Genomic DNA, 20,205 nt, shown 5'->3' on the forward strand with positions numbered 1-20,205 from the left:
GGCAGCCAGTGTACGAGATTTGCGGGCCGTCGCGGCGGGAGCGGAGTGCAGGTCTGCTTCTCGGCAGCGAGCTAATGTCCGGAGATGGCGCGATCGCGATCCTCGAGCCGCCGGCCGATCGGTTAATGAGAGGGCAGAGCTCTTGATCTGGCTTCGGCGGCTGTCAGAGTGCTGATGGAGAGAGGGTCACCGACAAGGGATCTTGACGTGAGATCGCTTACGCTTCTGGCTCTTGCCGGCCTGCTCGGCGGAGCATTCGAACCGCAAGCCGTTCGCGCGAGCGATTTGGCCGATTGCGCAAACGAGCGCGTTAAGACGGAGATGCTGTCGACGGAGACGCTCGCTGCTGCAGAGGCAGCATGTGGGCGCATGCTTTCGGCCAATGTGAACGCGGCAGACCGACAGCAGGCGGCCTTCTATCGCGGCTTGATGCGCTTCCTCCAGGCCGTCCAGAAGGGAGCCGAACCCAAGGCGAAGCGAGATGGCTCGCTGCCCGCCTATGCACCGCCAAGCCTCGATCAGGTCCGGCCGGCCCTGGCGGATGTGGAAGCCGCGATCGCGATCGAAGGTCCACTAAGGGAGGATGCGCAAGCTCTGCGCGTCACCATAAACCAGACAATCGGTCGGGCTGCCGAAGCTCGGGCCGACATCGCTCAAGCTGCTGGATCGGGGCAGCCGACCCCGACAGTCTTTGTCCAGAGAGCCCTTGAACATGAACGCTCCGGCGACGCGGCTGCAGCTCTGGCCGACCTTGATCGCGCGCTCGAGATCGAGCCGAAAGCCGCCACGGCCCTGATGGCCCGAGCCAGCCTCCTTCGTCGGCTCGGTTCCCTTGTTCGGGCGCGGGAGGATTATGCTCAGGTTGCAGCTCTCGGCCCTCCACTTCGTCGGCTCGCCCTATCGCTCAAGTCAGACGTAGAGCTTCGTCTGGGCGACCTGTCGGCCGCCTATGACGATCTTCGCGCCGCTGCTCGGGACACCACCGGGCTGCCGAAGAGTGAACTTGCGGCCGCGAGAACCGCGCTTCTCATCCGGGTCGGCGATCTCGCGCTCGACAAGCTGAAAGAGCCTGCCGCAGCGGAGACGCACTACCGCGAAGCAGCTCGTCTCATTCCGACAGAGTGGAATGCTCATCTCGGCCTTGCTCGTGTCGAGGAACAGCGGGGCAACAAGGCCAAGGCCGTCGTGATCTACAAGCAGGTCCTTGCGGAGACTAAGAGCACCCCGAAGCTCGTCGAGCGGCTCGTCGCAACCATCCGACTGAAAGCGCTGACGGAGCCGTTGCTGCGGCGGACAGGTCCATTTCGAGATATGAGAGACGGCGGCGTCGCGCCGAGCGCACCCTCTCCTGATGGCTTGAGGCGCGTCGCCATCGTCGTCGGTGAGAGCGAGTACCTGACCCTTGCATCGCTACCCAATGCACGCCGGGACGCCGCCGTGATGGCGAACGCTTTCGCCGAGATGGGGTTCGACGTCGTCAAGCTCGGTGAGGATCTGACCAAATCCGACCTGCGCCGTCTTCCCGAGGTGGTGGCCGAGCTGGCAAGTGATTCCGACGTTGCACTCGTCTTCTATGCGGGACACGCCGTCGAAACGGCTGGAGCCAATTACCTCCTTCCTGTCGATGCAGTGCCGGAGAGCGATCGCCATCTAAGCGACGATGCGCTGGCGCTGGGCGAGATCGTGACCGCCGCTGCAAAGGCCCGCCGCGGATCGCTCGTGATCGTCGACGCGTGTCGCGACGACCCATTCGTCGAGGCGAGGGAAGTCGCTCGATCCCGTGGAGTGGGGTCGAGCAAGGCGATGAGTGCGCCGAAGCGCCTCCACACCGGTCTTGCCGCAACACCAGTGATTCCCAACACGGTTGTTTTCCACTCGACCCAGCCTGGGCGGGCAGCACTCGACGGGGACGGTGTCGACAGCCCGTTCGTGCGCGCGCTCTTGTCGACGCTAGGAACCCCGGGGCAGCCGCTGGAAACGGTCGTGCGCGAGACCACCACCCGCGTTTCCAGCCAAACACAGGGACAACAAGTGCCTGCTCTCTACGGTTCACCTCCCATGATCGCCCTGCTGCCGCCCGCAACCAAACCCTGAGCTCAATTTCCCCCTTCGACCGCCAGGGTCATCTGGCTTCGCCCGACCCGACCTTCCTTGTCCGTGGCCTCGATTTCGATCAGGTGCTTACCTGCCGGCACAATCACGGCAGGAGCCTCGATACCGTCTGCGGTGACGAACGCCTTGATCCGATGTGTGAGATCGACAGCAGGCTGACGGCGATACGTCACGCGGACGCTCGCCGGGTCGATGGGTATGCCGTTCCGAGGCTTGAACCTGACCGCCAGACGGAATGGTCCGTTGATGGCGACCGGCGGAGGAGCGACCGCATCGATCCCCGGCCCGCGCGTGACGTTCCGTGTCTGCCCACCGGGCCCAGCCGCCGCGGGAAGGCTCGCCTCTTCTTGCGTGATCAACCGGATCGGCTCGACCGCCAAGGCGCACGGCGCCCAAACGCAGGCGGTGGCGAGAAGCCCCGCACGGAACAAGGCAGCTTTGATCATCGACCAACTCCGATGAGACCGGCCATCAAGCCAGTCACGGCAGACATCGCGCTGCCAGCAAGCAAGATTGTGAGCTCAATGGCCTTCAATGTGTCCATGGGGATGCTGCTGTTGGCAGCCAAGAGAGACTCGCGCAGCTTCGGAACCGATACGAGGCCCCGTGCGGTCAGCGCGTTCCGAAACACGCGAGCAAGCATACCAGAGAACATCGAAGCACTTATGCTCAGTCCGTAAAAGAGCGTCTCGCGCCACGCCGCACTCCCTTGAGGCAGCATCGGGACTGAATCGACCCATCCCACAATCGCGTTCATAGCCGCGATCGCCGTGATCGCAAATACGACTGCCATGGCAATGTCGGGCCAAGTGATCCGAGGTTGCATTTTGATGTAAAGCAGCCCAACCCCGAAGGGGATGATCAGTGACGCGAGCCGCAGAACGGCCAGAGACAAGTCCAGCCAGAACACGACGGCAGCGTGAGTAGCGAGCAGGGCGGCAAAACCCAGCGGCAGCGGCCAGAGACTACGTCGAACCGGCCGGCTCGTTTCAACGAGGGCTTTCGCATCCGCGGCGGCGTCCTCGGCAAGTACCGGCTGAGCTAAGACCCTCCTGCCCCCCTCCGCAGCCCTTTCCAAGCTTTCCAGGCGATTCTCGGCGAGCTTGAGCCGGCGCAGAAGGGGCAAAACAGGCGTGAGATCCCGCCCGCAGCACCGGCAGGAGAGCGCGCCCGCATTGAGAACAGCGTCGCAGTAGGGACACTCGAGCTGCTGTTCCGGAGTCATAGGTGAGCCGACAGGGAGGGAGCTAAGCAAGCCACGTTGCAGTTTGCCGCGCAACCCTCTGTGTCGATCGCTGCGGTAGGATGGGCAGCACTGCTATTGAACCTGCGGCGAACGTCCGCTCTCAGGCAGACGCCTGTTCCGCTCCTTGCCAGACGCAGCGCCTTTCCACTTTGCAACATGATCTTCGAGTACACGACTAAGAAAAGTAGTCACTCTCCCCTGAACTTTACGAAGATCGTCCATAGTAACCTTTACCTCCAGCCGCAAGGGCAATTTGGCTTATGAGCCCCCCGTCAATGGCCAGATCTGCTCCGCTGACGTAATCACTATCCGAACTGGCTAGAAATACCGCCGCACCGACGACGTCCTCAACTTTTCCAAGTCGCGCCAGGGGGATGGCGCCGGTAACCGCTTTTGTAGCCTCCTGGTCTGAGAACAGGTCGTAGTTGAGGGCCGTCAATGTAGGTCCGGGACTGAGTGAATTGATCCGGATCCTGAGCGGAGCCAATTCCCCCGCTAGATGCCGTGTCATCGAAAGCACTGCGCCTTTCGACGCGGCGTATGACGCGAAGCCATGACCGCCGCGATGAGCGTTGCTGGAGGCGATCTGGATGATCGAACCTCCCTCGCTCATCAGCGGTATCGCCGCACGAAGGACGTTCACGTAGCCGACCACGTTGACGTCGAGGATGCGATGCCACTCCTCTTCCGATGTCTCCAGAAAACCCTTTCTGACGATGATCCCTGCGCAATTGACCACGATCCGGAGCGGCCCCTGGACGCCCGCCGCGCGCCGGATCTCGTCAGAGAGCTCGGTCGACCTAGTCACGTCAGTCGTCGAGCAGATCGGGCACGCTGCGGTCGAACCGAGGAGCGCACACGTCTCCTCGAGGCTTTCCGCGTGCCGGTCGATCAGCGTGAGCCGGGCACCCTCGCGTGCGAAGCTAGCAGCGATGGCCCGGCCGAGGCCGGACCCCGCGCCCGTCACGACACCATGCAAACCGTCGAGCTTCACAACGCACCTCGGTCAGGGGACAGCACGGCCTGCCGGGAGGGCGGGCGCCAGGCGGTCCATCAAGGCTTCTTCACATAAGGGCATTCGCTCTCGGACAGCGGCGTGAAGGCGTCCTCCGCCGGGATGGTCGTCACGAGCTTGTAGTAGTCCCACGGGTATTTCGATTCGTTGGGCTTCTTGACTTCATAGAGCCGCAGATCGTGCATCCAGCGGCCGTCCTCGCGGATCGGCCCCTCCTCGCCGAAAAACTTCATCGGCATGGCCTTCATGGCCTTCATGACATCCTCGGCCCGATCGGTCTTCGCGGCTTCGATGGCTCGGAGATAGTGCAGCACAGTCGCGTAAGTTGTGGCCTGTTCGCGGGTCGGCATCTTGCCGAACTGCGCGTGGAAGCGTTTCGCGAAGGCGCGGCTCTCGTCGTTCATATCCCAGTAGAAGCCTTCCACGAGCTGGAGCCCGTGGGCCTTGTCCAGCCCAAGCGCATGCACGTCGGAAATGTGCAGAATCAGCCCAACTAGCTTGCGTCCCTCCTGAGTAAGACCGAACTCGACCGCTTGGCGAATTGCGTTAACCGTGTCGTTCCCTGCATTCGCGAGACCGATCGCCTTGGCCCCGGACGCCTGCGCTTGAAGCAGGAAAGATGAAAAGTCGGGCGTATTCTGAGGATGCCTCACAGAGCCGGCGATCTTGCCTCCGCCGGCCAGAATGACGCGGGTGCTGTCGGCCTCCATCTGGTGGCCGAAGGCGTAGTCCGCGGTCAAAAAGAACCAGGAATCGGCTCCGCCCCTAAGTACGGCACCGGCTGTGCCGGCCCCGAGAGCCCGCGTGTCTTCCGAAGTCTGGATGCTGTAGGGAGAGCAGCTCTTTCCGGTCAGCGCGGCCGTCGCAGCGCCGGAGATGAGGAAGACCTTCTTCTTGTCCCTGACCACTTCCTGGACCGCAAGCGCGACCGACGAGGTCGGAACGTCGGTGATAGCGTCGATACCTTGCTCGTCGAACCAGAGCCGAGCGATCGTTGAGCCGACATCGGGCTTGTTCTGGTGATCCGCCGATACGATCTCAATCGGCGCGCCCAGCACCTTGCTGCCGAAATCCTCCGCGGCCATGCGGGCCGCGAGTACCGAACCCGGACCCGCCAGATCCATGTACGGTCCCGAGGCGTCATTCAACACGCCGATGCGGACCTTGCCGTCCGAGAGGGCCGTCTGCGCGGAGGCCTGCGGAGCCGCACCTTGGGCAATCGCAACGCCAAGGCAAGCGAAAAGGATTCGTCTCAAAGCGGATCTCTCCCCAGGTTTTCTCCCTCAAGCAGTTATAAGTCTGCCTCATTTTCGCGGTCAAGGCGCTCCCCCCTTGGAGCCAGTCTCACGGCGGCAAATCACGCCGACCATATGAGGACACCTCATAGATGGTGGAACACCCGAGGCTGTCAGCGCGACCGGCTGACGCCCACTCGCGGGTTTGGTTCGAGCGACGGCCGCTTCTCGCCTTCGGCTATTGAGCGCATAACACCGAAGGTACGGATATCATCCCTCAGGAGCGACGTGTGGCCAAAGCGAGAGGGCAGAAAGTTCTAGCCTCGCGGCAACAGATCCCGGGCAAAGGCAAGCGAGGAGACAGGAAGGACGAGATCCTGGAGGCTGCGCGGCGGCTATTTGTAGCCAAGGGCTCGGACGGTACCACGATGGCCGACATCGCGGCCGAGACCGGGATCGCTGAAGGCACGGTGTACCTGTACTTCAAGAGCAAACGCGATCTTGTGGCGGGCATCGCCTCCTATTGGACCCGTCAGATGCTGGATCGGACGGTCGAGCAACTGTCAGCTGTGGATCGACTTACAGACAAACTCACCATTATCGTGCAGAATCACTTGACGTTCATGCTTCAGCATCCAGACCTTTATTTTCTTTTTTTCAAAGAGATACGGACCAGCCCGGACTACGCCACTTCGGATCTGCATGAGGTCAACCGGGCCTACACCGAGCCGCTTAAGAAGTGCCTGGCCGCGGCCACACCCTCGGGTCGCTCCCCGGCCGGGCTGACGCCGTCGCAGATGCGCGATCTCGTCTACGGCGGAGTCGAGCATACGGGATGGGCCCGGATTGTGAGAGGCAAGGCCGCCGAGACCGACGTGCCCGCACTCGCACGGGCCCTTACGATGACATTCCTGGCGGCGTTCGGCCTCGACGAGACGGCACCAGCCGACCTTGAGGCCCGCGTTCGGCGGCTAGAACGCCTACTTGGCGTCGAAGCAAATGAATGACGCTCATTTAGTTGCTCGCGTGGCAAGCCCGGTCGCTCTCACGCGGGATTGACGCCAAACTGAGGCATCCTTAGTTTCGTGCCGGATCGACGGAACGAAGCGGAATGCGACACAGCTACAAGACGCTCGCCTGGGAGACCCGCGACCGGGTGCTTTGGATCCGGCTCAACCGGCCGGACACGATGAACGCGGTCGACGACGATCTGCACTACGAGCTTTCCCTCGTCTTCGAGGACGCCGACAGGGATCCGGAATCCGATGTCGTCGTGCTGACGGGCTCCGGCCGCGCGTTCTGTGCCGGAGGTCTCGCCAGCTGGATGGAGCAGAAGGCGGAGCATCCGGACGAGTTTCGCGAAATCCTTCCCGATACGAAGCGCATCGTCTTCAGCCAGCTGCAGATGGAGAAGCCAATCATCTGCGCGCTAAACGGCGCCGCTGCCGGGCTCGGCGCCAGCATCGCCCTGATGTGCGATCTGATCGTCGCCGCGGACACCGCCACAATCGGCGATCCGCATGTGCGTATGGGATTCGTCGCGGGAGACGGCGGTCCAGTGATTCTGCCGCAACTCGTCGGCTATGCGCGGGCGAAAGAGATGCTCCTCCTTGGCTCGATGCTCTCAGCCGAAGAAGCTCGCTCGATGGGCCTCATCAATCGCGTCGTGCCCGCCGCGGAATTGGAGGCCGCGACCGAGAAGCTGGCTTTGCAGCTCGCCCGGGGCGCGAAATGGGCGATCCGCTGGACCAAGACGGTCACCAACATTCCCCTGCGCCGGCTAGCGCAAGACCTGATGGACGCTTCCGTCGCCTACGAGATGGCGTCCAATCTCACGACCGATCACCGCGAGGCCGTGCGGGCCTTCATCGAGAAGCGCCGCCCGGTCTTTACCGGCAATTGAACAGGCCGCGACCATCCAAACCAAAAGCACAGCAGACATCCGAATGATCCAGGAAGCAAACCCCTTCCTCGCGGTCCGCAGGGAAGACGAGGGCATCGTGATCGTCACGCTGGATCGAGCGCCCGCAAACGCCATCAGCCGGGACACATATGACCAGCTTCGCACGGTATTCAACACGCTGAGCCGCGACCCGGACGTGCGGGCCATCGTTTTCACCGGGAACGGGCGACTGTTCTGCGGAGGTAACGAAGTCGGGGACTTCGTCGATCTGGGCTTCGAGGCGGCCAACACCTATCTGGCGCATGCGCGGCTGTGCTACGCGGCGATCTACGACTGCGAGGTCCCAGTGATCGGCGCCATCAACGGCGCCGCGGCGGGAACGGGGCTTATCCTGGCGAGCCTGTGTGACATCCGCGTCGTCTCCGAGAAGGCTTCCTTCCTTCTGCCTGAGATCAACATCGGATTGGCCGGTGGCGCGTGTCATCTCGCACGGCTGGTAGGACAGGGCACGGCTCGCCTGATGGCCTATACGGGTTGCAAGCTCGGACCAGAGGAGGCGAGGCGTGTGGGGCTTGCCGACATCGTCGTGCAGCCCGAAGATGTAGTATCGCGGGCGCTCGAACTGGCGCGGGAGATCGCGAAGAAGAACCCCCTGGCAGTGCGCCTGGCGAAGGCCGGCCTTAATCGCAACGAGACGCAGAGCGTTAAGGAAGGGTTCGAGTTCGAATGCGACCTGATCGCGACCGCTCTACAGACTCCGCTCGCCGCGGAGGCCATCCGATCATTCGCCTTCAAGCGCTCCCCGGCTCCGGCGAGTGAGGAACCTCGTCGTGCTGGGTGACCCCATATCGGGCGTGCCCGCGCGTAGTATCTGCGTCGTCCGCGACCTGCTGTTGCGCTGGGACGCGGAGAAGCCCGAAGCGGTCTTCATCGTCTGTGAGGACTGCGCGGAGGTAACCTTCGCCGAGTTGCTGAGGCGGACCTCGCGCGTCGCACACGGGCTACGCCGGCTCGGCGTCGCCCGAGGCGACAACGTCGTAGTCTGGATGCCGAACTCGGTCGATTGCGTCCTCGCTTGGTTCGCCATCAACGCGCTGGGCGCGGTCTACGTGCCGATCAACACCGCCTACATGGGGCAGTCGCTGGCGTACGTGCTGCGCAATGCGCAGGGGCGCGTTATGGTCGCTCATGCAGAACTCGTCGGTCGCCTTGAAAGCATCGAGACCGGCACGCTAGCGACGATAGTCTCGACCGGAGCCTCCCTGAAAGGGGGCATAGAGGGTCTCGAGATCGTCGGTTGGGACGAAGCGTTCGGCGAGGCAGTCCCGGACGAGCTGCCGGAGCTCGACCAGCCCATCGAGCCCTGGGACGTCCAGTCGATCGTCTACACGTCAGGTACGACCGGGCCGTCGAAGGGCGTGGTATCGACCTATGCGCACCTGTACCACATGAGCGCACCGCACGCCTTCACGATGGTCGACGCGACAGACCGCTACATGTGCCACTTGCCTCTGTTTCATGTCGGGGGCACGATCCCGCTGATGGGGATGCTGTCGCGGGGGGCCTCCGTGGCCCTGATGCCATCCTTCAGCACTGGCCTGTTCTGGGACCGCGTTCGCGCGACCCGCCCGAGCGTCATGGTCCTGCTCGGGGTGATGGCGACCTTCCTCCTCAAGCAGCCGCCGAGTCCGCGCGACCGGGATCACCCACTCCGCAAGGTGATCATCATCCCGCTAGGCGCCGGAGCGGACGACTTCGGCCGCCGCTTCGGCGTCGAGGTTTACACGCTCTACAACATGACGGAGATCTCGACGCCCCTGGTCTCGGGTCGTGGCGTATCGACCGTCGGATCCTGCGGGCAGCCCCGCGAGGGCGTCGAGTTGCGGCTCGTCGATGCGAACGATTGCGAGGTCGCCTTGGGGGAGGTGGGCGAACTCATCGTGCGCTGCGCCGCGCCCTGGGCGCTCTGCAGCGGTTATTTCCGCAAGGCCGAGGCAAGTCTCGCCGCCTTCCGCAATGGCTGGTTCCACACGGGAGACGCGTTCCGCGTCGAGAACGGCGAGTGGCTCTTCGTGGATCGGCTGAAAGACACGATCCGCCGCCGCGGCGAAAACATCTCGTCCTTCGAGGTCGAGGCCGAGGTGGTGCTCCACCCTCAGGTGCGCGAGGTGGCGGCCATCCCCGTTCCCAGCGACTCCACAGAGGACGAGGTCATGTGTGCCGTCGCACCCGTGGCAGGCGAGCGGATCGATCCGACGGAACTCTATCGCTTTCTGGAGGCGCGCATGCCGCCCTTCATGTTGCCCCGATATCTCCGAGTCATGGAAACCCTGCCGAAGACCGATACGCAGAAGATCCAGAAGCAAGTCCTGCGGGCCGCGGGCGTAACCGCCGACACCTGGGACAGGGAGGCGGCCGGGATCAGGGCGCGGCGGGTCGAGATCGGAAAGACGCCTACGGCGATCGGATAGTGGGCCGACCGGAAGACTCCGAAAGGATAGCACCGAGAGGAAGCACATGGACAATTGCTTCAGCCTGACCGGACAAAGGGTCATGGTGACCGGGGCGGCCGGCGGCATCGGCTCTGCTGTCGCGCGGGTCTGCGCCTCTCTCGGCGCTGAAATCGTAGGAGTGGACCGCGTTCCGCTCGACGACCTAGTCACCATCCTGAACCGGGATGGCCATGCCTGTCTCACTTTCACGTGCGACGTAACCGATCGAAAGGGCGTGGAGCGGATCTGTGCCGAGGCGGGACCGATCGACGCTGCGGTCCTGAACGCCGGCATGATGGCCGACAAGCCATTCGAGGACGACGACTGGAATGCCTCGTTTGACGAGGTAATGGCCGTTAACGTCCAGGGTCCGGCCAATTTCGCCCGCGCATTGCTGCCGGGCATGCAGGCCCGGCGCCGCGGGCGGATCGTGCTGATCGGATCGATCGCAGGACATAACGGCGGGTTCTTCTCATCGACACCGCCGCAGTACTCTCTGACCAAGGGCGCCGTGCACACCTTCCTGCGGTGGCTCGCGAAGCGGGCCGGCGAACACGTCCAGGTCAATGCGGTCGCCCCAGGCGTGATCGACACCCCAATGGTTACGGCGGATTTCCGGCCGGTGTCCGGACAGCCGATCACACGAAAGGGCAAACCGGAAGAGATCGCGTGGCCCGTCGCGTTCCTTTGCACTCCGGGGTGCAGCTACATGACTGGAGCGATCGTCGATGTGAATGGAGGCGCGTTCATGCGCTGACGCACCGCACGACGAGTTTACCGAAAGAACATTTCAACAACAGGACGTGGCCCTCTGACACAATTCGTGGGTCCGTGTCGATACTCACGCCGCCCGACGACCTCACAGGGAACTCCGTCGGCCTGGGGTCGGCCGCACGCGCCAGGCCGGCCGCTGCGACGACCGCGGCACCCCAGCGTCCAGAACGTCATGCGGGCCTCGTGCTGCCGGAGCAACGGACCGGTTGGGAGTGGGTTCCGGCTCAGTGCGGAGGACCAAGCCTCTCGTATTGAGACTTCTCGACCAAGCCCGGGCGAATGGTGGCCGAACACGTCGTTGCCCTCGGCGATCACGATCAGTTCCGAGACCCAGCCGGTACCGCTGATGAGCGGCTCGCCCCATTCCTCGAAATAGACCCTCAGCCGCTTGTGCCCAGTTGAGGAGGCCCGAATGGCTTCGATGCGCTCCTCGAAATTCCGGGCGAGTGTCAGTTCGGGGGCAATCTCACGCGAGATCTCCCTACTGGACCGGAGGCTGCGGCATGACCTGGCCGCAGCTCAGACCGATCCCGACCGGGATCGTCCCACGCGGAGGACGGGGTGGATGAAGCCGAGAATATCTGCTGCGCTTCGAGCGCGTCCAACGGCGAGGCTCTCTCAACCGGATCCGATCCATGCGTGCAGCGGCTTCGTCAAAAAGCCATCAGACTGCGGTGAGAAACGCGACCCGCCTGAACGATAACCCGGCCGAGAGGTGCAACCCGCGTTTGACCCATCCACCCGATTAGAGAAACAGACATCGGCTCGGTGCCGGAAAGCCGACGTTCCAGTTTGCGCCCAACTCGGCCGTTCGGGCGCTCTCGGTGTAGCATCGAGAGCGGCATTCCCGGTGCTTTCTAACTCTGCAGGCCCGGCAATCGGCCGCTGTAAGTGGTCGATGCGCCAAACCTCATCCCTCCTCTCGGAGCCGCTGAGGAAGCCACCCGGTCGTCTGAATATGCCCGGGCAGGACGAGGCCGACTGGGACGGGGCCCCTCCGGGTTGTCGCCGTGTAGGGGAGATATCGAACCGAGGTGAGAACAGTATGCTGGACATCATTCTGTTACGTTTGCGCTTCTGCTCGCGTTGAAGCGCCGCCTGTATTCGCCTGGAGAAAGACCTATCAAACGCAGGAATACGCGCCTGAAGGCGGCTGCATCTCCATATCCGACTTCCCATGCGACTTGATCGATTGACCGTCTGGTGAACTCAAGAAGCTCGCGAGCTTTGCCGATCCGTAGCTGTTGGACATATTCGGTTGGCTTCATGCCTGTCGCGATCTTGAACCGGCGAAGGAATGTGCGCTCCGCCAAGCCGGCTTCCCGCGCCATGTCGGCGACAGTGATCGAGCGCGACGGGTGTGCTTGCAGCCAGTGCTGGACCTTCAGGATCGACGCATCTCCGTGAGCAAGCCGCGGCGCGAAGGTGCTGTAGTGGCGCTGCTCGCGGCCGGTGGGATCGATCAGCCAGAATTGCCCGGTCTCGATCATGATCGTCGGGCCGAGAAGCCGGTCGATGACCCGCATGCCGAGATCCGTCCAGGCCATCATGCCGCCCGCGGTGAGGATCTCGCCGTCTTCGATGAGGACCTTGTCCGCATCGATCTTCACGTCCGGGAAGCTCGATCGGAACTTGTCGACGACGCGCCAGTGAGTGGTCGCCGGCCGGCCGGATAGCAGGCCTGTCGCTGCCAGCAGGAACGCGCCACAGCCGGTCGACGCGAGTGTTGCGCCTTCCGCGTGACGTTCGGCCAGCCACCTGGCGAAGGGTGCTGCCGCCTCACCAGCGATCGGCCCTGGAGCCCAGTCCGGAGCGACGGCGGGAGCGACCAGCACGTCGGGACGTCCCTCGATCCCGGGATGCGTGTCGTAGCTGCGCAGGATCGCGCCCGCTGCGTCCATGCTCCAGTGGGTCACCCGCAATGGCGGCCCACCACGCGCGACCGACAAGCCGCTTGCGACCTGCAGTAGATCGGTCAGGCCAAAGACCATGGCCATGTGGCATTGCGGGTAGAGGAGAAGCCCGACCTCCGCCTTGCCGCTCTGCAGTTGCGATCGTGCCACGAGGTCGTCCCCTTCGGAGGCGCGACAACGCGCGTCCGGCGCGGAATGGCAAGAGCGTAGGCCGGGCTGTCAGTTTCAGCACGCATTTTGTCGGATCTGCCAATCTCGACCCGACGGAAACCCGGCAATCCTACGCTCCAGCGGCAGACGTCGGCGAGCAGCTCTCGTCCCGCATGAAATCGCGGAGCGTCTATGCCGACCCTGTCTCCTCGCGCCGAGGGCTTCGCGCAATCCGCTCGCGACCATGCAGGAAGTTTGAAGGTCGCTGGCCGGGTTCTCGCCGTTGCAGGAGTCGTGCTGCCGCTTCTGATGATCGGCGCGCTCAAGTTCACGCAGATCGAGATCGATGCTCTCAAGCCGATCATCAACGGAACACCTTGGCTGGCATGGCTCTACGCCGTCCTCGGCGAGGCGGGTGCCTCCTACCTCCTCGGCACGGTCGAGATCATCACGGCAGCCCTCTTCATTGCATCGCCATGGTCCGCCCGCGCTGGGGTTGCGGCCGGCGCGCTCGGAACCGTGACCTTCGGGGTGACCTGCTCGACCATGCTCGCCCTGCCGATCTGGGAGGACGGCTCGGGCGGCTTCCCCTGGCTGAACGCCACCGGCTCGTTCCTCATCAAGGATCTGGCTCTGCTCGGCATCAGCCTGGTCGTGCTCGGGGAAAGCCTCGCTCGGCTCGCAGGAGCCGGACCGATCAGCCTCGGGGAGGCTCGTGAATTCCCCGCCGAAGCTCGCCTCTCTCCACGATCCTCCCCTCTCTGAGGCCAAGGCAACGTGAGCGGAATGGGACCGGAGATCTTCGCATGAGACGGACGAGCTTCATCCCGAGCCTCGCGGCGTTGGGCATGCTTGTCGCGGGATGCATCCCGGATGGGCAAGCTTCTTCGGAGGGCGCCAATGCCGAGCGGCCTGCGGTTTGGCTCGTCTTCAACGAGAAAGGCGAGGCAGCGCTTCCGAGGGGCTACCGCTCCTGGGTGCACGCCTACGCCGCCTGGGAATCGATCACCACGACGATCCTGGACGGCACGGTGACGAAGACCCCCGAGTTCCACAGCGTCTACGTCGAGCCGAAGACTTACCGGACCTTCATGGAGACCGGAAAGTGGCCGGAAGGATCCCTGATGGTGAAGGAGTTCAGCGCCACCAGCATCGATCCCAAGACTTGCGACGGGCCGCCAGCCTACCTGTGCAGACTCGGTTCCAGCACGGTGATATTCCCGACCGTGCAAACGGGCATCGGCGTGATGCTCAAGGACAGCAAGCGCTATCCCGACGAGCCGGGCGGCTGGGTCTACTTCAGCTATGGGCACCAGCCACCGCCCTATCAGCCATTCTCGCCCGTGCGGGACCGCGCCCAGTGCGCCCAGTGCCATATCGACCATGTCGGTCCGAAGGACGACTACGTGTGGTCGGCAAAGCTCAAGCAGCCGGGCTTCACCCGAGAAGGCGCCGATGCGGCGAACAACCTCGCTGCCGCCTTTCCAGATTGAGCTGGACGGCACTCGGACCGCCACAAGGGGACCCGATCATGAATCAGCAACGTCGCGCCGTTCTGGGCGGCATGGCAGCCCTCGTTGCCGTCTTTGGGCTGGCGTTGATCTCGGCGGCCGGCGCAGCCGCTCAAGGCAGGCCAGGTGACGGGATCCAAGGGATCGAGTGGACCGTGTTGCAGAAGGCGACACTCGCGGGAGCGCCCGGAAAAGACGAGATGATGGGGGTGGCCGAGATCGCGCCGGGGGTGGCGGTCGAGCGGCACAGCCATGCCGAGGTGGAGCTAGGCTACGTGCTGCAAGGCGAACTCGTTCTCGAAGCCGACGGCGAGGCGCCCCGGACGATCAAGGCGGGCGACAGCTTCGCCATTCCGGCCGGGACGGTTCACCGGGCGAAGAACGGCAGCCCGAGTCCGGCGAAGGTACTGGCGATCTACATCGTCGAACGCGGCAAGCCGCTCGCGGAGCCCGCTCATTGATCCTCGAGCCGGATGTTCCTCGAACGGCAAGCTCGCTGGCCGGCGGCTCGGCGGCGCTTGCCGCCCGAGCGGTTCGAAGGCGCTCACGCCCTCTGGGAAGCGTCTGCCGTCAAATCACCGTTGGCCTAGGAGAACTACGATGAGCAGCCAGTATCTCGAACCTGCGGGCCTGCTAGCGATGGTCGCTGTCGCCGCGAGCACTTCAGTCTGCGGGGGCAGTGTCGCCGCTCAGGAAAGGCCGGACATCGACCGCATCGTGCGCCAATTCCACGTCAACTACTCCAAGAACGAGGTCGAGAATAACGGCGCGCTCGTAGCCGACAATCTCGTCGTCCGCCTGAACGGCGGAGCCGAGAACAAGGTCAACGGCGCGACCTTCAGGGGCCGGGACGAGTTCGTCGCCTTGGCTCAAGCGCGACAAGGTCATGTTTTCGGACGGGGCGATCACGGACCATGACGTAGTCGTCTCGGGAAACATGGCCGCGATCCGGTTCACGATGGCGCACGCATACCGGTCCGATACCGACCCCGAACGGTCCCCTGGAGCCGACCGGCCGCAAGGTGCGCGTCGACGGCACCGAGTTCTTCACCTTCGACAGCACCGGCAAGCTCATTCGTCTCGAGACGCTCACCAACGACCTTGCCGTCGTCGGGCAGCTGACGGCGAAGTAAAGCCCATCCGCTCGGCTCCCGTGGTCGCCGCGACGATCGCGGGATTCCAGGTTATCTTGTGAGATCGGGAGCGATGTGATGGCCAAGCGCGATGCGATCTTTCCTGCCGGCGAGCAGGCGCTCTACGAGATCAACCGGTATTCGCCGGCGATCCGGTCGGGTGACCTCGTGTTCGTCTCGGGCCAGGTGGGCAGCCGCCCGGACGGCACGCCGGAGCCCGAGTTCGAACGGCAGGTTCAGCTGGCTTTCGACAACCTTCAGGCCGTGCTCGAAGCCGCGGGCTGCAGCTTCGAGGACGTCGTCGACGCGACCACCTTCCACACCGACGCGGCCGCGCAGTTCGAGACGATCTCGGCCGTCCGGCTGAAAGCGATCGGCGATCCGCCCTATCCCAACTGGACCGCGGTCGGCGTGAACTGGCTGGCCGGGTTCGATTTCGAGATCAAGGTGATCGCTCGGGTGAGCGCCCGAGCTGAAGCGGTTTGAGCGGCAATCGAGGAGCAGCAGCATGGCCACCAGGGGCTTCACCGGTCGGCGGCCGGCTCCAGAGCTCGCGGACCGCATCCCGCCCGGGCAGTCCCTGACCGACGGCTTCCCGGTGCTCTCGGCCGGGCCGACGCCGCGGGTGCCGCTTGAAGAGTGGTCGTTCACGCTGAAAGTCGGTCCACGCCCGGTCGGGCGCTGGATGTGGTCGGAATTCGCTGCATTGCCGCAGACGAAGATGACCCGGGACATCCATTGCGTGACCAAGTGGTCGAAGCTGAACACGCCCTGGACCGGCGTTCTCGTCGACGACCTCATCGCGGACGCCGGGCTGGAACCACCGACCCCCTTCGCGTTGGCGCACTCGTATGACGGCTACTCGACGAACGTGCCCGTTGCTGACCTCGTCGGCGGCAAGGCGATGGTGGCCACGCATTACGAGGGAAAGCCTCTCACGCCGGAGCATGGCGGCCCGGCAAGGCTCCTCGTCCCGCACCTCTATTTCTGGAAGTCGGCGAAGTGGATCAACGGGCTCCAGTTCACCGAGCACGACGAGCCTGGCTTCTGGGAGCTGCGTGGCTATCACATCTACGGCGATCCCTGGCGTGAGCAGCGCTTCTCGGGCGACTGAACGGTGCCAGAGGCTGCCGCTGAGCCTATCCACATTCCGTGGCAGAGCGCCGTCATCGACCGCATCGCGGCCCGCACGGAAGGCGTGAAGAGCTTCTTTCTTCGCCCGCACGACTGGCGCCCGTTTCAAGCCGGCCAGCACCTTGATATCCGGCTGAGCGCTCCGGATGGCTACGAGGCGCAGCGAAGCTATTCGGTTGCCTCGGCGCCCGGACTGGTCGGGCTCTACGAACTGCTCGTGGAGCGCATCGGGGATGGCGAGGTCTCTCCCTTCCTCCACGACGTTGCCCAGGTCGGCGACGCGATTGAGGTCCGCGGCCCGTTCGGCGGTCATTTCGTCTGGGAACCTGGGGTCGGCGGACCTCTCCTGCTTGTCGGCGGCGGTTCAGGGGTCGCGCCGCTCTTGTCCATCTTGCGCCACCGTGCGGCGCAGGCGCCGGAGGTTCCGGCCGTACTCGTCCAGGCCGCGCGCACCTGGGACGGCGTCATCTGCCGTGAGGAGCTGCTCGCGCGCGATGCCGCGGAGGCCGGCTTCGATCTTTTCCTCGCCCTGTCCATGGATGCGCCCCGCCGGCCTCAGGACACGGGTCGCAGGATAGATGCGTCACTGCTCGAAACCGCGCTGACGCGGCTCGGCGCCCGCCCGCACCTGACCTTCGTGTGCGGGTCGAACCCGTTCGTGGAAGCAGCGGCCGGTTATCTTCTCGACCTCGGGGTGGGCGCGGAGATCATCCGTACAGAGCGGTTTGGCGGGTGACGGAGGAACGATGATTTACCCGGATACCGAGCTATGCGCCGCCGCGATGGAGCTTGAGCGCGAACATTCGCCCCCGTTCCTCTTCAACCAGGTGATGCGCACTTTCGCGTTCGGCCTCCAGGTCGGGACGGCATTGTCACGTCCGTCGCTCGCGGTAGCATCGGCGGATGCGCCGCTCCCCGTTCTGTGGTCACCGTTTCCCGCCTGACGTCATTCGGCAGGCGGTGTGGCTCTACCTGCGCTTCACGCTCAGCTTCCGTGATGTCGAGGACCTGCTCGTGGAGCGCGGGCTCGACATCTCATACGAGACGATCCGGCACTGGATGGTCAAATTCGGGCCAGTCTTCGCACGTGAGCTACGACGTCGGAGGCCGCGCCCGAGTTCGACTTGGCTTCTCGACGAGATGGTAATCCGGATCGGCGGCGAGCCGCTCTGGCTTTGGCGAGCCGTCGACCGTGAAGGCGAGGTGCTCGACATGCTTGTCCAACGGCGGCGTGACGCGAAAGCGGCGCTCCGTCTGATGCGAAAGCACCTTCGCAAGCATGGCTTCACCCCGACCTTGATAGTGACGGACAACCTTGCCTCATACGGCTGTGCGCATCGAAAGCTCGGGCTGGCCGCTCGCCATGACCAAGGGCTGCGCGCCAACAATCGAGCCGAAAACTCCCACCAGCCGGTTCGACGCCGTGAGCGCAAGATGCAGCGGTTCAAGTCGGCCGGCTCGGCTCAGCGTTTTCTCTCGGCTCACGCTGCGGTTCACAACACATTCAACATCCAGCGCCACCTGATTTCCCGCACAACCCTTCGCCGCTTCCGGGCCGAAGCTCACGAGCGGTGGCGGACCGCAACGGCGGCCTGATCACGGAAGATCCAATCATCACCGCGTCCGCGCTGCCGTAACGTGACGATGCCGGCGCGCCGTATAGTGCGGCGTGAACTTGGAGCTCGCCATCGCCAATGTCGGCAACGGGAGCTCGGATCTTTATGGCGTGAGTGGCCTGACCGGGCCGCATCAGAAGGATGACTGTCTCCACATCGGCGCAGCCCGGATCACCGCACGCTATTTCGCTCACGGTGACGAGGTCCTCCTCTTCGAGCGAGAAAATGCGAGCGATGCGATCCTTCAGAGCTGCCCGTTCATGGCCGTGCTCCTTCTCCTGCTGGAGCTTGCGCGGGGGCCAACGTAGCATCAGGCTGCCGCTCGCTCACCCCAGGCCGGGAATGGGTCCGGCAGAAGCCTGTAAGCGTCCGGGTCGAACCGGGCCGTCGTCGCGGACCCGACGAGACAAGAATCGAGCGCGTGCCGGATCGCCGCCTCGTCCAACTCCGTGCCGATGAAGACGAGCTCCTGGCGACGGTCGCCCCAGGTCGGGCTCCAATGCCGGGCAAGGAGCGTCTGCCACTCGGGATGGTCCGGCCAGCGCGATTTCGGGACCGCCGCCCACCAAGTGCCCATGGGGGTCACGCGGCAGATCGAACCGGCGAGCGAAAGCTCCCCGACCCAGTTTGGCCGAGTCGCGAGCCAGAAGTGGCCCTTGGCCCTAATGAGCCCGGGCCAGGTCCGATTGATGACTTCGCTCAGCTTCGCGGGGTGAAAGGGGCGCCGTGCGCGATAGACGAAGCTGCCGATGCCGTACTCTTCCGTCTCCGGCACATGCTCATGCGGCGCATAGAGTTCCTTGTACCACATCGGGTGCTGCTGAGCCTTGTCCCCGTCGAACAGCCCGGTATGGAGCACGGCATTGAGCGGCACGCGGCCGAAATCCGCCTCGACCATGCGCGCGTCTGCATTCAGGCCGCGGATGACCTTGCGGCAGAGATCAAGGCGCTCGGGAGGGACCTCGCTCGCCTTGTTGAGCACGACCACGTCGGCGAACTCGATCTGCTCGACGAGGAGGTCGACGAGCGTGCGCTCATCGCCGTCCCCAGCCGTTTCGCCGCGCTGGCGCAGGAAGTCTGACGAGGCGTAGTCGTTGAGCAGGTTGATGGCATCGACAACCGTGACCATCGTGTCCAGCCGCGCGACATCCGACGATGAGCGGCCCTCCTCGTCCCGGAAGGAGAAGGTGGAAGCCACCGGGAGCGGCTCGGCGATCCCCGTACCTTCGATGAGCAGGTAGTCGTAACGGCCGTCCGCGGCGAGCCGCTTGACCTCCGCAAGAAGGTCATCCCGCAAGGTGCAGCAGATGCACCCGTTCGTCATCTCGACCAGCTTCTCGTCTGTTCGCGACAGGTTCGCCCCGCCCTCGCGAACGAGGTCGGCGTCGATGTTCACCTCGCTCTTGTCGTTTACGATGACCGCGACCCGGCGCCCCTCGCGATTGTTGAGCACGTGATTGAGGAGGGTCGTCTTTCCGGCCCCGAGGAAGCCGGAGAGAACGGTGACGGGTAGGCGTCCATCGGCAACCTCGGTTTTCATCACGTCCTCATATGTAATGTTATTTCATAACATTTGTACGAGTGATACCACCCGGGGCAGCAGACCTGTCAAGCCTCATGCCCATACCCGCTTCCGTCCTTGCTCCCGTTTCCGCCCGCCCGAACCCGTCCATCCGCTGAGTCGTAGCAGCCGCACCGCCGAATTCTACGAGATCCCGCCTAGCGGCCGGGACTACGTAAATCGGGTGTCTTCGCTGGTTGCGCGAGTTGCCCCCGGGTTCGGCACTGTCGGCGAATTGGAGCCGCGTCTTGCGAGCTCTGTGTCGGGCTGCGAGGAGCCGGCTCGCAGAGAAGTCGCCGAAGCGTGGGACTGCGTGCCGGAGAGGCTGCTGGCCGTGATGCCTGCCAGGATGGTCCGTCGTGTACTCATGGTCGTGTCTCCTGAACTCGGCACCAAGATGCGGCTCGGTT

The 20,205-nt window shown here is 64.1% G+C and carries 21 protein-coding genes; 15 read left to right on the plus strand and 6 right to left on the minus strand.

The window, feature by feature from the left end; translation table 11 throughout:
- Positions 1–207: 207 nt before the first annotated feature.
- Positions 208–2,094, plus strand: a complete 1,887-nt coding sequence (locus tag ACO2SS_RS26685; protein WP_423280901.1) for a caspase family protein — start codon at positions 208–210, stop codon at positions 2,092–2,094.
- Between the two features lie 2 nt (positions 2,095–2,096).
- Here ACO2SS_RS26685 and ACO2SS_RS26690 read toward each other — a convergent pair whose 3' ends face one another.
- The 4 genes from ACO2SS_RS26690 to ACO2SS_RS26705 all read right to left on the minus strand — a co-directional run bounded on the left by ACO2SS_RS26690 (position 2,097) and on the right by ACO2SS_RS26705 (position 5,629).
- The gene (locus ACO2SS_RS26690) at positions 2,097–2,558 is read right to left on the minus strand and encodes a hypothetical protein (RefSeq protein ID WP_423280902.1); all 462 of its coding nucleotides are present in this window, start codon (positions 2,556–2,558) and stop codon (positions 2,097–2,099) included.
- Positions 2,555–3,337 carry a hypothetical protein gene (locus ACO2SS_RS26695; RefSeq protein WP_423280903.1) on the minus strand — a complete coding sequence of 261 codons (783 nt, stop codon included), beginning with the start codon at positions 3,335–3,337 and terminating at the stop codon, positions 2,555–2,557. Before ACO2SS_RS26695 ends, ACO2SS_RS26690 begins: the two co-directional genes overlap by 4 nt.
- Before the next feature lie 226 nt (positions 3,338–3,563).
- Complete coding sequence (locus tag ACO2SS_RS26700; RefSeq protein WP_423280904.1) at positions 3,564–4,352, minus strand: SDR family NAD(P)-dependent oxidoreductase; 789 nt, start codon at positions 4,350–4,352, stop codon at positions 3,564–3,566.
- Positions 4,353–4,411: 59 nt separating this feature from the next.
- Positions 4,412–5,629: an ABC transporter substrate-binding protein gene (locus ACO2SS_RS26705; protein ID WP_423280905.1), complete on the minus strand. Its 1,218-nt coding sequence runs from the start codon at positions 5,627–5,629 to the stop codon at positions 4,412–4,414.
- Positions 5,630–5,898: 269 nt separating this feature from the next.
- Here ACO2SS_RS26705 and ACO2SS_RS26710 point away from each other — a divergent pair, with 269 nt between their 5' ends.
- From ACO2SS_RS26710 to ACO2SS_RS26730, 5 genes are all read left to right on the plus strand, one after another.
- The gene (locus ACO2SS_RS26710; RefSeq protein WP_423280906.1) at positions 5,899–6,615 is read left to right on the plus strand and encodes a TetR/AcrR family transcriptional regulator; all 717 of its coding nucleotides are present in this window, start codon (positions 5,899–5,901) and stop codon (positions 6,613–6,615) included.
- A gap of 104 nt (positions 6,616–6,719) precedes the next feature.
- Positions 6,720–7,511: an enoyl-CoA hydratase/isomerase family protein gene (locus ACO2SS_RS26715; RefSeq protein WP_423280907.1), complete on the plus strand. Its 792-nt coding sequence runs from the start codon at positions 6,720–6,722 to the stop codon at positions 7,509–7,511.
- A 43-nt stretch (positions 7,512–7,554) separates the two neighbouring features.
- On the plus strand, positions 7,555–8,352 hold the full coding sequence (locus ACO2SS_RS26720) for an enoyl-CoA hydratase/isomerase family protein (RefSeq protein ID WP_423280908.1): 798 nt from the start codon (positions 7,555–7,557) through the stop codon (positions 8,350–8,352).
- Positions 8,327–9,982 carry an AMP-binding protein gene (locus ACO2SS_RS26725; RefSeq protein ID WP_423280909.1) on the plus strand — a complete coding sequence of 552 codons (1,656 nt, stop codon included), beginning with the start codon at positions 8,327–8,329 and terminating at the stop codon, positions 9,980–9,982. The genes ACO2SS_RS26720 and ACO2SS_RS26725 overlap by 26 nt, the downstream gene beginning before the upstream one ends.
- Positions 9,983–10,064: 82 nt before the next feature.
- Entirely contained in the window at positions 10,065–10,760 is a 696-nt protein-coding gene (locus ACO2SS_RS26730) for an SDR family NAD(P)-dependent oxidoreductase (RefSeq protein WP_423280910.1), read from the plus strand.
- A 1,072-nt stretch (positions 10,761–11,832) separates the two neighbouring features.
- On the opposite strand, the gene ACO2SS_RS26735 is transcribed toward ACO2SS_RS26730, so the two are convergent.
- Positions 11,833–12,840, minus strand: a complete 1,008-nt coding sequence (locus ACO2SS_RS26735; protein ID WP_423280911.1) for a GlxA family transcriptional regulator — start codon at positions 12,838–12,840, stop codon at positions 11,833–11,835.
- 192 nt (positions 12,841–13,032) lie between these two features.
- On the opposite strand from ACO2SS_RS26735, the gene ACO2SS_RS26740 reads away from it, so the two are divergent.
- The 9 genes from ACO2SS_RS26740 (at position 13,033) to ACO2SS_RS26780 (ending at position 18,542) form a co-directional block, all read left to right on the plus strand.
- Positions 13,033–13,605 carry a DUF417 family protein gene (locus ACO2SS_RS26740; protein ID WP_423280912.1) on the plus strand — a complete coding sequence of 191 codons (573 nt, stop codon included), beginning with the start codon at positions 13,033–13,035 and terminating at the stop codon, positions 13,603–13,605.
- Between the two features lie 41 nt (positions 13,606–13,646).
- Positions 13,647–14,333, plus strand: coding sequence for a cytochrome P460 family protein (locus ACO2SS_RS26745; RefSeq protein ID WP_423280913.1), 687 nt, complete (start codon positions 13,647–13,649; stop codon positions 14,331–14,333).
- 38 nt (positions 14,334–14,371) lie between these two features.
- Entirely contained in the window at positions 14,372–14,812 is a 441-nt protein-coding gene (locus ACO2SS_RS26750) for a cupin domain-containing protein (RefSeq protein ID WP_423280914.1), read from the plus strand.
- 139 nt (positions 14,813–14,951) lie between these two features.
- Entirely contained in the window at positions 14,952–15,269 is a 318-nt protein-coding gene (locus tag ACO2SS_RS26755; protein WP_423280915.1) for a hypothetical protein, read from the plus strand.
- Positions 15,270–15,562: 293 nt separating this feature from the next.
- Entirely contained in the window at positions 15,563–15,970 is a 408-nt protein-coding gene (locus ACO2SS_RS26760) for a RidA family protein (RefSeq protein ID WP_423280916.1), read from the plus strand.
- Positions 15,971–15,992: 22 nt separating this feature from the next.
- A complete protein-coding gene (locus tag ACO2SS_RS26765) occupies positions 15,993–16,598 on the plus strand; it encodes a sulfite oxidase-like oxidoreductase (protein WP_423280917.1) in 606 nt (201 codons plus the stop codon).
- A 3-nt stretch (positions 16,599–16,601) separates the two neighbouring features.
- On the plus strand, positions 16,602–17,354 hold the full coding sequence (locus tag ACO2SS_RS26770; RefSeq protein WP_423280918.1) for an FAD-binding oxidoreductase: 753 nt from the start codon (positions 16,602–16,604) through the stop codon (positions 17,352–17,354).
- Between the two features lie 167 nt (positions 17,355–17,521).
- A complete protein-coding gene (locus ACO2SS_RS26775) occupies positions 17,522–18,214 on the plus strand; it encodes an IS6 family transposase (RefSeq protein WP_423280919.1) in 693 nt (230 codons plus the stop codon).
- A gap of 79 nt (positions 18,215–18,293) precedes the next feature.
- On the plus strand, positions 18,294–18,542 hold the full coding sequence (locus ACO2SS_RS26780) for a hypothetical protein (RefSeq protein ID WP_423280920.1): 249 nt from the start codon (positions 18,294–18,296) through the stop codon (positions 18,540–18,542).
- A gap of 2 nt (positions 18,543–18,544) precedes the next feature.
- Here the strand turns inward: ACO2SS_RS26780 and zigA are convergent, their stop codons facing one another.
- Complete coding sequence (gene zigA / locus ACO2SS_RS26785) at positions 18,545–19,774, minus strand: zinc metallochaperone GTPase ZigA (RefSeq protein ID WP_423280921.1); 1,230 nt, start codon at positions 19,772–19,774, stop codon at positions 18,545–18,547.
- Between the last annotated feature and the right edge of the window lie 431 nt (positions 19,775–20,205).

The organism is Enterovirga sp. CN4-39 (assembly GCF_049446235.1).
GTDB lineage: Bacteria > Pseudomonadota > Alphaproteobacteria > Rhizobiales > Beijerinckiaceae > Enterovirga.

Coding starts and splice junctions, on each gene's coding strand:
- ACO2SS_RS26690 (WP_423280902.1), bottom strand. CDS start 2,558: ATGATCAAAGCTGCCTTGTTCCGTGCGGGGCTTCTCGCCACCGCCTGC.
- ACO2SS_RS26695 (WP_423280903.1), bottom strand. CDS start 3,337: ATGACTCCGGAACAGCAGCTCGAGTGTCCCTACTGCGACGCTGTTCTC.
- ACO2SS_RS26715 (WP_423280907.1), top strand. CDS start 6,720: ATGCGACACAGCTACAAGACGCTCGCCTGGGAGACCCGCGACCGGGTG.
- ACO2SS_RS26720 (WP_423280908.1), top strand. CDS start 7,555: ATGATCCAGGAAGCAAACCCCTTCCTCGCGGTCCGCAGGGAAGACGAG.
- ACO2SS_RS26730 (WP_423280910.1), top strand. CDS start 10,065: ATGGTGACCGGGGCGGCCGGCGGCATCGGCTCTGCTGTCGCGCGGGTC.
- ACO2SS_RS26740 (WP_423280912.1), top strand. CDS start 13,033: ATGCCGACCCTGTCTCCTCGCGCCGAGGGCTTCGCGCAATCCGCTCGC.
- ACO2SS_RS26745 (WP_423280913.1), top strand. CDS start 13,647: ATGAGACGGACGAGCTTCATCCCGAGCCTCGCGGCGTTGGGCATGCTT.
- ACO2SS_RS26750 (WP_423280914.1), top strand. CDS start 14,372: ATGAATCAGCAACGTCGCGCCGTTCTGGGCGGCATGGCAGCCCTCGTT.
- ACO2SS_RS26755 (WP_423280915.1), top strand. CDS start 14,952: ATGAGCAGCCAGTATCTCGAACCTGCGGGCCTGCTAGCGATGGTCGCT.
- ACO2SS_RS26760 (WP_423280916.1), top strand. CDS start 15,563: ATGGCCAAGCGCGATGCGATCTTTCCTGCCGGCGAGCAGGCGCTCTAC.
- ACO2SS_RS26765 (WP_423280917.1), top strand. CDS start 15,993: ATGGCCACCAGGGGCTTCACCGGTCGGCGGCCGGCTCCAGAGCTCGCG.
- ACO2SS_RS26775 (WP_423280919.1), top strand. CDS start 17,522: ATGCGCCGCTCCCCGTTCTGTGGTCACCGTTTCCCGCCTGACGTCATT.
- zigA (WP_423280921.1), bottom strand. CDS start 19,774: ATGAAAACCGAGGTTGCCGATGGACGCCTACCCGTCACCGTTCTCTCC.